Source organism: Cereibacter johrii, assembly GCF_001720585.1.
In the GTDB taxonomy this organism is placed as follows: domain Bacteria; phylum Pseudomonadota; class Alphaproteobacteria; order Rhodobacterales; family Rhodobacteraceae; genus Cereibacter_A; species Cereibacter_A johrii.
This window is the reverse complement of sequence record NZ_MABH01000063.1, coordinates 1-12,264: the sequence shown is the minus strand read 5'-3', so window position 1 is coordinate 12,264 and position 12,264 is coordinate 1. Positions and strand designations below refer to the sequence as shown.

Here is a 12,264-nt window from a genome sequence, read left to right as displayed (position 1 = left end):
GCCTCGGGCCCGTCCGTCCGGTGGCCCGCCAGCACGTCGGCGTCGCGCAGGTCGCCCAGAATGCGAGAGAGCCTGCGCGCCCGCCGCCCCGTCTTCCGCGCGAAGCCTGCGTCGAGGATCTGATCGAAGGCCGCCAGCGCCGAGCGCAGCCGCCGCAGGGCCACGCGCGCCTTGTGCGGCCCCTCGGGATCGTCCTCCTCCATCGTGCGGGCGTGGCTTGCCGCAAAGGCCTCGCCGCAGTCGAGGGCAATGCGCCGGAAAGCCTCCTCGGCCGTCTCGCAGCCCGTCCCCTTGTCGTCGCGCCCCATGCGTCCCCCTGCCATCTTACCCCCGGAACAGGCGCAGCGTCGCCATGCCCGCATCCGCAAGATCCATCATCCGCGCCAGATAGTGCTCGCGTGCAACGAAGCCGTGACGGCCCGAGCCCGTGAACTCGTCCTCGAGCGCGTCGATCAGCCGGTTCAGCCGCCGGTCGTGGATGCCGAGGCGGGTCTGGATCGGATCGGCCACCACCCCGGCGAAGGCCGCAAGGATCGATCCCGCCATCATCAGGGACACCACCCCCGCGCCGGTCTGCAGCGGCGAGGCCGCCGCCGGAAAGAGCCCGAGCCAGACCGAGCCGAGCGCACCGCCCAGGGGAAAGGCCGCCAGCGCCGCCTGATGGGCGAGGATCGCCGACAGGGCCGGGGCCAGCGACAGGACACCCGGCGTCAGCGCATTGAAGGCCAGCGCCCCCGCGCCGAGCGTGCCCATGGCCGTGGTCATCTCGGCCACCGCCGAGCGGGTGCCGGAGTAATCGCCGAGCCGGGCCGCGACCCGCGCCTCGACCCCGGCCTCGAGCCGCCGCTGGATCAGGGCCCGCAGCGCGGGCTCCGCCAGCATCGCCTCGGCCAGCGCATCGCGCGAGGAGCCGCTCCCGCCCTGCCGCCACGGCAGTTCCAGCAGATCCGCCACGATCCGCCGCTCGGTCTCGCGGGCGACGGCGGTGGGCAGCAGGATGCGGCGCGCCCGCAGCCAGCGCGCGATCCCATGCGCGCGCAGCCCATCGGCGGCAAGGGCTCCGAGCCGGCTGCCCACGAAGAGCGGAGAGAGCGCCACGTTGATCGGCGCCTTCAGGATGTCCCAGCCGAGCGCATGGCGGTGGAGGCCGAGCGTGCCCCTCAGGCCGAAGGTGCGGCGCACGAAGCCCGGCACCTTCGCGCGCCGGTCCGCGAAATAGCGGCGGCCTGCGGCCACGAGCGCAGCCTCGGTCTCGGCGTCCATGCTTCCGGCCCTCCTTCGCGAGGGTTGAGATGGGAAGCGGCCCGAGGCTCTGCAAGCCGGCGCGGGGTCGATCCCGAGCCGCGCGAGCCGCCACAGCTTTGGGCAGGAGCCGCACCCGGCGCCCCCCGCGGACCGCCCGGGGTTGACGGACCCCTGCGGCATCGCATTAGCCTTTCGCAAAGTGATCGGAAGGAGCCCGCCTTGGACGTCGCCATCTTCAGCGCCAAGCCCTATGACCGCCAGTTTCTCGCCGCCGCCAACGAGGGCCGGCACCAGCTGGCCTTCATCGAGGCGCGCCTGTCCGACGAGACGGTGCGCTTCGCCGGCGGGGCCGATTGCATCTGCGCCTTCGTGAACGATCAGGTGACGGCGCCCGTTATCGCCGAGCTGGCCGCGGCCGGCACGAAGCTGATCGCGCTGCGCTCGGCGGGCTTCAACCATGTCGATCTGGCAGCCGCCGAGGCCGCCGGGATGACGGTGGGGCGCGTGCCCGCCTATTCGCCCCATGCGGTGGCCGAACATGCGGTGGCCCTGATCCTCACGCTCAACCGCAACACCCACCGCGCCTTCAACCGGGTGCGCGAGGGCAATTTCGCCCTCGAGGGCCTTCTGGGCTTCGACCTCTGCGGCAAGACCGTGGGCGTCGTCGGCACCGGCCTCATCGGGCGCACCTTCGCGGGCATCATGCGGGGTTTCGGCTGCCGGGTGATCGCCTCGGATCCCTATCCGTCGGACGAATGCGCAGCCCTCGGCGTGACCTATGTGCCCCTCGAGCGGCTTTTCGCCGAAGCCGACATTCTCAGCCTGCAATGTCCGCTCACGCCCGACACGCACCATCTGATCGACGACCGGGCCATCGGCCTCATGAAGCGCGGCGTGATGATCGTGAACACCAGCCGCGGCGCGGTGGTCGATGCCAGCGCCGTGATCCGCGGGCTCAAGAGCGGGGTGATCGGCGGGCTGGCGCTCGACGTGTATGAGGAGGAGGCCGACCTCTTCTTCGAGGACCTGTCGCAGAAGGCCATTCAGGACGATGTCTTCGCCCGGCTCCTGACCTTCCCGAACGTGCTCATCACCGGCCATCAGGCCTTCTTCACCCGCGAGGCGCTGACCGGAATCGCCCGCACCACGATCGACAACATCACCGCCTACGAGGATACGGGCCGCGTGCTCCATCCGGTGACAGCCCCCCGCTGAGGGGCCGCGTTTTTCGCGCTTCGCGAACGGCAGGGGCGCGGGCGCCCCTGCGCGTCCGGCCCCGCATTCTCATCCCGAGCATTCCCGCAGGGGGTGCGACAAGGTTGCGGAGCCCGCCCTGTTCGGGCAAGAGTCGCTGCAGGCGGCACATCCGCCGGTTGATCCGAGGCAGCAACAGGTGGCTCTCATTCTCCATCTGATCAACAGCTTTTCCATGATGGGCATGATCGCCCTGATTTACGGCAGCGTGCAGAGGCTGGGGCTGTCGCGCAGCGTGCGCCATCTGCTGCTGGGTCTCGCCTTCGGCTTCGGGGCGAGCGTGCAGATGATGCAGTCGATCGCCGTGGCCCCCGGGATCATCGTGGACAGCCGCGCGCTCTTCATCGGCTTCGCGGGGGCCTTCCTCGGGCCGCTCGGCGCGACGGTCGCGCTGCTGGTCAGCGTCCTCGTGCGGATCTCGCTGGTCTCGGCCGCAATGCCCTGGTTCGCCTTCGGCTCGATGGCCGCATCGGCCCTGATGGGATCGCTCTGGCCGGTGCTGCGCCACAGGCTCGGGCTCGGCCATTTCGCCGGCCTGATGCTGCTTGCCGTGATGATCTCGCTGCCCCTCGTGGTGCTGGCCTGGCTGCCCGTCTCGCGTACGGGCTCGCTCGAGGCGCTGGCCGCCATCCTCGTCCTGCTCAATCTGACAGGTGCGCTGGTGTTCGGCACCTTCCTCCAGCGCGAGAGGGCGGCCGCGCAGCGCGAGCGGATGCTGCTCACCGAGACCCAGACCGATCCGCTGACCGGCGTGCTGAACCGGCGCAGCTTCGAGCGCCGGTTCGCAGAGGCCGACACTCTCGCGCGGTCGCGGGGCACCGCTCTGATGATCGTGGACATCGACCATTTCAAGCGGGTGAACGACACCCACGGGCATGAGGCGGGCGATCATGTGCTGCGCGCGATGGCCGAGCAGCTGCGCCGGGCGGTGCGGCCCGGCGACAGCGTGATCCGGCTGGGCGGCGAGGAATTCGCGGTGCTCATGCCGGATGTCGATGCGCTCGAGGCTGGCCGCGCGGCCGAGCGACTGCAGCGGATGCTGACCATGAACTGCCGGATCGGCGAACAGACCTTGATGGATGTCACGGTGAGCATCGGCGCGACGCACCTGCCGCCGGGTCGCGTGGATCTGGGCGAGGCGAGCCGCACCGCGGACGGGGCGCTCTACCGCGCCAAGCGCGAGGGCCGCGCCCGGTCGATCTTCGAAGCCTGCGCCTGAGCCGGACGCCGTATGACAGCCGTGCCCCTTGAGGGGGAATTCTGTTTCATATCAAGGGGGAGGAAGTGGCAGCCCGTAGGGGAGTCGAACCCCTCTTCCCAGGTTGAAAACCTGGTGTCCTAACCGATAGACGAACGGGCCACTCGGGACAGGCGCGGTCATATTTCGGCGCAGAGGGCAGCGCAAGAGGGAATTTCGCGCTTCGTGAAAATCATGCGCGCGCCGCGTCTTCGAGGCGCATCTGCACGCGGGCGCTGCCGCCCCAGGTGTCGATCTCGAGCCGGCCGGCGAGGTGGAAGCGGCCTGCGCCGCCGCTTTCCAGAAGCGGGCCGAGCGGGCCGTCGAAGCAGCCGAAGGCCACCGCCTCGAGCCGGCCCTCGGCGCCGCCGATCGTGAGCCGCATGTGCTTGTCGCCCATGCGCCGGCAGGTCACGCGCTGATCGGCCAGGGCGAAGCGGGGCGCAGCGGCGCCCGCCCCGTAGGGGCCCGCGGATTCGATCTGCTCGACGAATTCCGCCGTGGCGGCCGAGGGCATCAGGAGCCCGTCGAGCCGCAGGTCCGCCGGGCCCGCCTCGGCCGCCCCCTGCCGCGCCAGAAGCTCGCCCAGCCGCTCCATCGCGGCCTCGAGGCGGCCTTCCTCGACAGTGAGGCCCGCGGCCATCCGGTGCCCGCCGCCCTTCAGCAGCAGCCCCTCGTGCGCCACGCGATGGATGGAGGCGCCCAGATCCACGCCCGCGATCGACCGGCCGGAGCCCTTGCCGATCCCGTTCTCGAAGCCGATGACGACGGCGGGGCGGTTGGTGGCCTCCTTCAGCCGGGCGGCCACGATGCCCACCACGCCCGGATGCCAGCCCTCGCCCGCAGCCCAGACGAGCGGGCCCGAGATGCCGCGCGCCTCGGCCTGGGCCAGAGCTTCCTCGCGGACCCGGGCCTCGATCTCGCGCCGCTCGGTGTTGAGCTGGTCGAGCCGCTCGGCCAGCGCCTGCGCCTCGCGCGGATCCTCGGTCGCGAGGAGCCGGGCGCCGAGATCCGCCTGCCCGATCCGCCCGCCCGCATTGACGCGCGGGCCGAGCAGGAACCCCAGCGCATAGCCGTTGGGCGCGGTCTTCATCCGCGCCACATCGGCCAGCGCCACCAGACCTGGCCGCTCGCGCCGCGCCATGACCTTCAGACCCTGCCGCACGAGGGCGCGGTTGACACCTGTCAACGGCGCGACATCGGCCACGGTCGCCAGCGCCACGAGGTCGAGCATCGCCATCAGGTCCGGCCCCTGCACGCCTTCCGCGCGCAGGCGGCGGTTGGCCTCGACGAGAAGCAGGAACACGACGGAGGCCGCACAGAGATGGCCCAGGCTGCCGTCCTCGTCCTGCCGGTTGGGGTTCACCACGGCGAGCGCGGGCGGCAGCGTCTCGGCGCCGAGATGGTGATCCAGCACCACCACATCCGCCCCTGCCGCCGCCGCGATGGGCTCGTGCGAGAGCGTGCCGCAATCGACGCAGAGGATCAGGTCGTGCGCCTCGGCCAGCGCCTGCATGGCGGGCACGTTCGGGCCGTAGCCCTCGTCGATCCGGTCGGGGATATAGAGCGTGGCCGAGCGCCCGAGCGCCCGGAGCCAGACGATCAGCAGCGCGGCGGACGAGCCGCCGTCCACGTCGTAGTCGGCGAAGATCGCGATCCGCTCGCGCCGGGCCACGGCCTGCAGCAGCCGCGCGGCGGCGGGCGCCATGTCCTTCAGCGTCAGCGGGTCGGGCAGGAGGTCGCGCAGCGCGGGCGCGAGGAAACTCTCGGCATCGGAGGCGGGGACGCCCCGCCGCACCAGCGTGCGGCAGAGCGCGAGCGGCAGGCGCGTGGTCTGCGCCATCGCCTCGGCCAGCCTGTCCTCCTCGGGGGAGGGGCCGACCCAGCGGCGCCCGGTCGCGGAGGTCTCGACCCCCAGGAAGGCGCGCGCCGCCGGGCCCGTCATTTCACCGGGTTGCGGTAGCTCATCCGCCGGACCGAGCCGGTCTTCGACCGCATCAGGATCGTTTCGGTGGTCACCCAGCCCGGATCGCGCTTGATGCCGGCAAGGATCGAGCCGTTGGTCACGCCGGTCGCGGCGAAGATCACGTCGGCCGTCACCAGCTCGTCGCGGGTGTAGATCCGGTCGAGATCCTTGATGCCGGCGCGGCGGGCGCGCGAGCGCTCGTCGTCGTTGCGGAACAGGAGCTGGCCATACATCTGGCCGCCCATGCATTTCAGCGCGGCGGCGGCGAGTACGCCCTCGGGAGCGCCGCCCGAGCCCATATACATGTCGATGCCGGTCAGATGCGCCTCGGCGCAGTGGATCACGCCGGCCACGTCGCCGTCGGTGATGAGCCGGATCGCGGCCCCGGTCGAGCGGACCTCGGCGATCAGCTCCTCATGGCGCGGACGCTCGAGGATGCAGACCGTCACATCCTCGGGGGTGCCGTCCTTGGCCTTGGCCAGCGCATGGACCCGCTCGGAGGGCGTCATCTTCAGCGTCACCGTGTCGGGCGCATAGCCCGGCCCGATGGCGAGCTTTTCCATGTAGACGTCGGGGGCATGCAGCAGCGTGCCGCGCGGCGCCATGGCGATCACGGTCAGCGCGTTCGGCATGTCCTTGGCGGTCAGCGTGGTGCCTTCCAGCGGGTCGAGGGCAATATCCACGGCCGGGCCATGGCCGGTGCCCACTTCCTCGCCGATGAAGAGCATCGGCGCCTCGTCGCGTTCGCCCTCGCCGATGACGACGACGCCGGCGATGTCGAGCAGGTTGAGCTGGTCGCGCATCGCGTTGACCGCAGCCTGGTCGGCGGCCTTCTCGTCGCCGCGCCCGATCAGGCGAGCCGAGGCGAGGGCAGCGGCCTCGGACACACGGGCGAGGCCCAGCGAAAGCATTCGGTCATGAAATTGTGCGGCGTCTGCCATTGGTCACTTTCCTCGAGGGTGCAAGTTCTCCGACCCCTCCCTAGCGGAACGGGAAGGGGGGATCAAACCTCTTCGATGCGGATCGCCACAGGTTCGCCGACGAGGACGCCCGTCGCACCGAACCGGCTGATCGCATGGGAAATGTCGTCGCGAGAGGCCTTGTGGGTGACGATCAGCACCGGGGCGTGGCCGCCCTCGTGGCCATACTGGCGCATCCTGTCGATGGAGATGCCGGCTTCGCCCAGCGCGGTCGCGATCTTGGCCAGCGCCCCCGGCTTGTCGAGGAGCGTCATGCGCAGATACCAGGGCGCGGGCGCCGCGACCTTGGCGGGCACCGCCTCGACGAGGCTCGTGGCGGGCCGGCCGAAGGTGGGCAGGCGCAGTCCGCGCGCGAGGTCGATCACGTCGCCCATCACGGCGCTGGCGGTGGGGCCTTCGCCCGCGCCGGGGCCGCGCAGCACGATCTGGCCCACCGAGTCTCCTTCGAGCACCACCATGTTGGTGCCGCCCTGAAGCTGGCCGAGCGGGCTGTCGGCGGGCACGAGGCAGGGCGTCATCCGCTGCTCGAGCCCGCGGCCCGACACCTGCGCCACGCCCAGAAGCTTGATGCGGAAGCCGAGATCGCCGGCATGGCGGATGTCGTCGATCGAGATCTGGCCGATCCCTTCGAGCTGCACATCGTCGAAGCTGACGCGGGTGCCGAAGGCGATCGCGGCCAGAAGCGAGAGCTTGTGGCCCGCGTCGATCCCTCCGACGTCGAGGTTCGGGTCGGCCTCGAGATAGCCGAGCTGGCGGGCCTCCTCGAAGACATGCTCGTAGGGCAGGCCCGCGGTCTCCATCCGGGTCAGGATGTAGTTGCAGGTGCCGTTCATGACGCCCATCACCCGGCGCATCTGGTTGCCGGCGAGCCCCTCGGTCAGCGCCTTGATGACCGGGATGCCGCCCGCGACCGCCGCCTCGAACCGGATGGCGAGGCCCGCGGCCTCGGCCATCTCGGCCAGAGCCTGCCCGTGATGGGCGAGGAGCGCCTTGTTCGCCGTCACCACATCCTTGCCTGCGGCCAATGCGGCCTCGGTCGAGGCCCGCGCCGCCCCTTCCGAGCCGCCCATGACCTCGACGAACACGTCGACGTCCGCGCGCTCGGCCAGCGCCACCGCATCCGTCTCCCAGGCGTAGCCCGAAAGATCGGCATCGCGGTTCTTCGACCGGTCGCGGGCGCAGACGGCGGTGATGACGACCGGGCGTCCTGCGCGGGCGGCGATCAGGTCGGCGTGACGCTGGATGATCTTGACCACCCCGATACCGACGGTGCCGAGACCGGCAATACCAAGACGCAGGGGGGCAGCCATGAAACCTCCGAAATCTGTCTGACGGCGCGGCGGCGCCGGGCTGGATGCGCTGGTCTGTTAGCCGGTCGCGGGCGGAAGAGCAACGCGGCTCAGGGCTCTGCGGGCGCGCTTTGCAGGCTGGCGGCCCGCGCGCGGAGCGCGGCGGCGCGCGCCTCGAGGCTCGCCTGCGTGTCGGGCGTCACGGTGGGGGTGCCTGCCCGCGCCAGAAGCTCGTCGAGCGGCAGGAGCGGCGGGGCGGGCTCATTGGCGCGGCTCGTGCGGGCCTCCACCTCGGGAAATTCCGTGCAGCCGGCGAGGGCGGCCATCGCGGCGAGGATCAGGGCAAGACGCATCGGAGGCTCCGTTGGGGCGCCGGCAGATTAGCCCTTGCGCCGCAGCGGCGGCAAGGCCCATCGGCCGGAAGGCGGCGCCCGTCCGTTCCCGGTGGAGGCGTGGCGGCCTGCCCGAGCCGAGGGTGCTTGAATTGAACCGGCGTTCAGATAAACCATGCCGCCATGGCGCGAACGGCAGGATCCCATGCAGAGACGACGGGCCCGCGGGTCCGGGCGGCGGCCCAGCGGCTGATCGCCCGGCACGGCTATGCCGCCGTCTCGATGCGCCAGATCGCGGCCGAGGTGGGGGTGCAGGCGGGCGCGCTCTATCTCTATACGCCCGACAAGCAGACGCTGCTCTTCGACCTGATGCGGCTCCATATGGAGGAGCTGCTCGCCGCCTGCGAGGCGCTGCCCGAGCCCTGCGACCCGCGCGCGGCGCTGGCGCAGTTCGCGCGGTTCCACATCGGCTATCACATCGACCGGCCCGAGGCCGTCTTCATCGCCTACATGGAGCTTCGGAACCTGAGCCCCGAGAATTTCGCCGTGATCGAGGGCCTGCGGCGGCGCTACGAGGAGCGTCTCGAGGCGATCCTCAAGGCCGGCACGGCGGCGGGAGTGTTCGCTCTGCCCGATCTCCGCCTCGCCACGCGGGCCATCATCGCCATGCTGACGGGCGTCACGCACTGGTTTCGCGACATGGGGCCGATGGGGCGCGACGAGGTGGCCGACCAATATGCCGAGATGGTGTTGAAGACCGCCTCGGCCCGGTGAGCCGGGGCCGAGCCGTCGGGAGGTCCGGCCCCGCTCGGCGGCCTGAGGGCTGCGGTTCCGTTGGGGCCTGTCGAGGGGTCAGCCGGTGAAGTCGAGCTTCGGGAGGTCCGGCCCCGCTCGGCAGCCGGAGAGCGGCGGTCCCGTCGGGGCCCGTCGAGGGGTCAGCCGGTGAAGTCGAGCTTCGGCATGAAGCGCGGCCGCGTCACGGTGAATTCGGTGAAGGTGAACGGGTCGAGGAACTTGAGGAAGAGGGGCGTGTAATCCATCCAGGTCTCGACCAGGATGAGGAAATCTCCCTCGGGCAGCACCGGGATCCGATCTTCATAATCGCCGATGGTGGCGTTCGTCTGGATGGCGGGGCCCCCCTCGGCGAAGGACCATTGCACCTCGTAGCTCTGGCTCGTCTCGTCCCAGGTGATGCTGCTCACGCGGATGGAGGTCGCCTGCGAGCCGGTGAGCCAGTCGAACAGGCCATGGGCATTGGCCAGGAAGGTCCTGTCGACCGAGCTGCGCTGGCGCGAGAGTATGTCCGAGATCGTGTAGGTGGCCTTGGACGAGACGGTGATCTTCGCGAAGGCATCGAAGAAGACATAGATCCCGAGATAGGCCCAGACCAGCAGCGGCAGCACCAGCACCATCTCGACGGTGGCGCTGCCGCGGCGGTCGGACCAGAAGGTGCGCAGAAGGGGACGGCGCATGGCTCAGCTCTCCGGAGTTGTGCGCCGCGGCTCGTTCACGAAGGCCGAGGTCGAGATCAGGCGGACGCCGCCCGTCCCGTCCTTCTGCAGGTAGAGCCCGAGACCCAGACGCGGGAAGAGCGGATCTACCACCACGCAGACGCGCACCAGCATCAGCTCGTTTTCGGCGCCGAGCGTGAAGGCGTCGGGCGGGTTGATCTCGGCGGCGCGGTTGATGCACTCGGGGGCCGCGGTCGGCAGCGCCCAGGTGCCCGTGGTGGCGATGGGGGCCAGCTCGAGCCGCAGCACGCTGAGGCAGTCCTTCACCCAGGTGTTGCGGGCGCAGATATGCTGCTTGACGAGTTCGGGGGTCGGATTCTCGATCTGCGACAGCCGCAGCTCGCGCACGGTCATGTCGAGGGCGCGGTCGAGCAGCACCTTGCGCGACAGCAGCATCCCGCTCTCGAAGCCCGAGAAGACGACCAAGAGGATCACCGGGACGGCGATCACGAATTCCACCGCGGCGCTGCCGCTCTCGCAGGCGAGGCGCAGGCGGAGACGGTCCAGCAGCGAGCGGATCATTGGGTCAGCCTCAGCTGGGTGATGTGGCTTGCGATGGAGTGGAAGACGGTGCGGATTTCCTCGCCAGCGGTCGCGTAGTAATGGCCGGTCGTGCTCGCGCAATGTTGCAGAAGCGCCTGACCGCCGGCCTCGGCCTCGAAGGCGACGGAATAGACCGTGATGCCCTGGGCGCGCGCGGCGTCGCAGATCTGCCTGGTGCGCTCGTTCTTGACGCTCGGATCCAGCGTCGAGACCCACGAGGAATATTTGCCGCTGACGCCCGCACTGGAATAGAGGCCCGCCACCCAGCCCACGCGCGCCTGATGCCAGAGGTCGGGATAGCTCAGCCGGTGGGCCGTCGCGGTCGAGGGCGTGTCGGTGCAGACCTCCTGATCCTGCCACCGCGTGCAGGATCCGTTGCGCGTGCGCGTGCAGACGCGCTCGACGGTGCAGCTCCGGGTGACGATGGTCGTGTCGGGTCCGGCATGTCCGCCGGTCCCCTCGCGCTTCCAGTAGTAGGTGCCGTTCGACAGCCGGACGGACCAGGAGCGGTTGGTGTCGGTGGCCGAGCCGGTGGCCCAGACGTCGGAGTCTCCGGTCTTCACCGCATTCGAGAGCCGCGGTTCCTGGTTGGAGTGCTGGCCGTCGGTCATCAGCACGACGATCTTCATCACATTGCCGCTCTGGTAGGCGAGCGGGCGGCCCTCGAAGGCGCCGTTCACCTTGCCGCTCTCGATCAGCGCCTCGACCGAGGGCTGGGTCGAGGGATCGAGCAGCGTGACGCCCCACTTCATCCCGGTGTCGATGGCCGTCGAGCCCTCGCCGCTCAACTTGTCGAGGGCGAGCTTCAGCGCCACGGGGTCGTCCGAGAAGGGCGTGACGGTCGGGTTGCCGGTCGCGGTCTGCTCGGGGCACCAGTAGTAGCTGGGCCTCTGCGTCGTGGAGGAGTTGGAGAAGAGCTCGCTGTTGCCCGAGCCGGTGAGGGTGGCGTCGTTGGCCAGCGTTGTCGTGGTGAAGTCGCTTGCCGCGAACTCCACGCAGCTGGAATAGGGCTGGCGGGAGGAGACGTTGGGATAGGTCGAGAGCAGGTCCGCGCCCACATTGACCTGCCCGGTGTAGGGCACGATCGAGATCGAGATGACGGGCGCGCCGTCGAGGCCGGAATTGGCCCCCGCCATCACGATATCGACGAAATCCTTGGCGGCGCCCTTCAGATTGTCCAGCCGGTCGCGCGGATTGCTGCCGTCGGTCACCATCGAGTTCGATATGTCGAGCACGAGCGAGATCTCGACGTTGGAGACGCGCTCTTCGGCGGTGCTGGCGGCCGGAGCCTCGAGCCTGTCGATGTCGAGGAGCTTCATGAAGACGGTGGGCATGGAATAGGCGGCCGTCGCGGTCACGCTGCGGACGTTGAGCGTGTTGGCATTCACCACTGGCTCGTCGAGATATTCCTCGAGGCCCGCCTTGGCCACATAATCCCGCACCACCTCGGCAGGAGAGCGGCTCTGCGTGAGGCTCGCCGCCGCCAGAACCGCGCGGTCGAGCGTGCCCTGCAGGCGCGCGCGCTGGAACTCGAAGCGCATGACATCGACGGCGAGGCCGCCGATCATCAGCATCAGGATCAGCATGAAGATCCCGAAGATCAGGATCGAGCCGTCCTCGCTCTGGCCGAACCGGCGGAGGGCTGACTGACCGGAAGATCGGCTGTGTCGGGTCATCCAGAATATCCTTGGCCGCGCGAGCGACGGGGCACGCGCGTCACCTCCAAATCATGGTCCAGGCATCATTTTGAGGGAGGGTTGGGGCGGAATTATGGCCTGCCTCCCGCCTCGGCGCGGCCTCCTGCGCCGGGAGAGGCTGGGGCGGGAAGGGGCTTCGGAGAGGGGCCGTGGGGGGTCCGCAGGCGACAGACGCCGTTGCGCGGGGCGCGCCGGCGGCGGGGTTGCGGA

The 12,264-nt window shown here is 70.1% G+C and carries 12 protein-coding genes and 1 tRNA gene; 3 read left to right on the top strand and 10 right to left on the bottom strand.

Translation table 11 applies throughout. The annotated features are described in order from the left end of the window. On the bottom strand, positions 1-308 hold a 308-nt coding region (locus tag A9O63_RS04385; protein ID WP_141703037.1), incomplete at its 3' end, for a CHAD domain-containing protein. 16 nt (positions 309-324) lie between these two features. Then, a complete protein-coding gene (locus A9O63_RS04380) occupies positions 325-1,263 on the bottom strand; it encodes a DUF6635 family protein (protein WP_069330835.1) in 939 nt (312 codons plus the stop codon). 201 nt (positions 1,264-1,464) lie between these two features. Between A9O63_RS04380 and A9O63_RS04375 the strand changes: the two genes are divergently transcribed. Both A9O63_RS04375 and A9O63_RS04370 read left to right on the top strand, forming a co-directional pair. Further along, positions 1,465-2,460, top strand: a complete 996-nt coding sequence (locus tag A9O63_RS04375; protein WP_069330834.1) for a 2-hydroxyacid dehydrogenase — start codon at positions 1,465-1,467, stop codon at positions 2,458-2,460. A 178-nt stretch (positions 2,461-2,638) separates the two neighbouring features. Beyond that, positions 2,639-3,718, top strand: a complete 1,080-nt coding sequence (locus tag A9O63_RS04370; protein WP_069330833.1) for a GGDEF domain-containing protein — start codon at positions 2,639-2,641, stop codon at positions 3,716-3,718. A gap of 66 nt (positions 3,719-3,784) precedes the next feature. Here the strand turns inward: A9O63_RS04370 and A9O63_RS04365 are convergent. The 5 genes from A9O63_RS04365 to A9O63_RS04345 all read right to left on the bottom strand — a co-directional run bounded on the left by A9O63_RS04365 (position 3,785) and on the right by A9O63_RS04345 (position 8,324). After that, positions 3,785-3,859: transfer RNA gene (locus A9O63_RS04365), tRNA-Glu, on the bottom strand. A gap of 70 nt (positions 3,860-3,929) precedes the next feature. Further along, positions 3,930-5,681, bottom strand: a complete 1,752-nt coding sequence (gene recJ / locus A9O63_RS04360; RefSeq protein WP_069330832.1) for a single-stranded-DNA-specific exonuclease RecJ — start codon at positions 5,679-5,681, stop codon at positions 3,930-3,932. After that, on the bottom strand, positions 5,678-6,643 hold the full coding sequence (glpX, locus tag A9O63_RS04355) for a class II fructose-bisphosphatase (RefSeq protein ID WP_069330831.1): 966 nt from the start codon (positions 6,641-6,643) through the stop codon (positions 5,678-5,680). The genes recJ and glpX overlap by 4 nt, the downstream gene beginning before the upstream one ends. 62 nt (positions 6,644-6,705) lie before the next feature. Continuing rightward, positions 6,706-7,992: a homoserine dehydrogenase gene (locus A9O63_RS04350; protein ID WP_069330830.1), complete on the bottom strand. Its 1,287-nt coding sequence runs from the start codon at positions 7,990-7,992 to the stop codon at positions 6,706-6,708. Positions 7,993-8,081: 89 nt separating this feature from the next. Then, positions 8,082-8,324 carry a hypothetical protein gene (locus tag A9O63_RS04345; RefSeq protein ID WP_069330829.1) on the bottom strand — a complete coding sequence of 81 codons (243 nt, stop codon included), beginning with the start codon at positions 8,322-8,324 and terminating at the stop codon, positions 8,082-8,084. Positions 8,325-8,486: 162 nt separating this feature from the next. Between A9O63_RS04345 and A9O63_RS04340 the strand changes: the two genes are divergently transcribed. Next, the gene (locus tag A9O63_RS04340) at positions 8,487-9,077 is read left to right on the top strand and encodes a TetR/AcrR family transcriptional regulator (protein WP_069330828.1); all 591 of its coding nucleotides are present in this window, start codon (positions 8,487-8,489) and stop codon (positions 9,075-9,077) included. A gap of 161 nt (positions 9,078-9,238) precedes the next feature. Here the strand turns inward: A9O63_RS04340 and A9O63_RS04335 are convergent, their stop codons facing one another. Genes A9O63_RS04335 through A9O63_RS04325 form a run of 3 tightly spaced genes read right to left on the bottom strand, consistent with a single transcriptional unit; the run spans position 9,239 to position 12,033 of the window. Next, positions 9,239-9,775 carry a TadE/TadG family type IV pilus assembly protein gene (locus A9O63_RS04335; protein WP_069330827.1) on the bottom strand — a complete coding sequence of 179 codons (537 nt, stop codon included), beginning with the start codon at positions 9,773-9,775 and terminating at the stop codon, positions 9,239-9,241. 3 nt (positions 9,776-9,778) lie between these two features. Next, entirely contained in the window at positions 9,779-10,336 is a 558-nt protein-coding gene (locus A9O63_RS04330; protein ID WP_069330826.1) for a TadE/TadG family type IV pilus assembly protein, read from the bottom strand. After that, positions 10,333-12,033: a TadE/TadG family type IV pilus assembly protein gene (locus tag A9O63_RS04325; RefSeq protein WP_069330825.1), complete on the bottom strand. Its 1,701-nt coding sequence runs from the start codon at positions 12,031-12,033 to the stop codon at positions 10,333-10,335. The genes A9O63_RS04330 and A9O63_RS04325 overlap by 4 nt, the downstream gene beginning before the upstream one ends. Positions 12,034-12,264 lie beyond the last annotated feature (231 nt).

Excerpts from the sequence above, each read along its gene's own strand:
- recJ (WP_069330832.1), bottom strand. The coding sequence starts at position 5,681 with ATGACGGGCCCGGCGGCGCGCGCCTTCCTGGGGGTCGAGACCTCCGCG.
- A9O63_RS04325 (WP_069330825.1), bottom strand. The coding sequence starts at position 12,033 with ATGACCCGACACAGCCGATCTTCCGGTCAGTCAGCCCTCCGCCGGTTC.
- glpX (WP_069330831.1), bottom strand. The coding sequence starts at position 6,643 with ATGGCAGACGCCGCACAATTTCATGACCGAATGCTTTCGCTGGGCCTC.
- A9O63_RS04380 (WP_069330835.1), bottom strand. The coding sequence starts at position 1,263 with ATGGACGCCGAGACCGAGGCTGCGCTCGTGGCCGCAGGCCGCCGCTAT.
- A9O63_RS04345 (WP_069330829.1), bottom strand. The coding sequence starts at position 8,324 with ATGCGTCTTGCCCTGATCCTCGCCGCGATGGCCGCCCTCGCCGGCTGC.
- A9O63_RS04330 (WP_069330826.1), bottom strand. The coding sequence starts at position 10,336 with ATGATCCGCTCGCTGCTGGACCGTCTCCGCCTGCGCCTCGCCTGCGAG.
- A9O63_RS04335 (WP_069330827.1), bottom strand. The coding sequence starts at position 9,775 with ATGCGCCGTCCCCTTCTGCGCACCTTCTGGTCCGACCGCCGCGGCAGC.
- A9O63_RS04350 (WP_069330830.1), bottom strand. The coding sequence starts at position 7,992 with ATGGCTGCCCCCCTGCGTCTTGGTATTGCCGGTCTCGGCACCGTCGGT.
- A9O63_RS04340 (WP_069330828.1), top strand. The coding sequence starts at position 8,487 with ATGGCGCGAACGGCAGGATCCCATGCAGAGACGACGGGCCCGCGGGTC.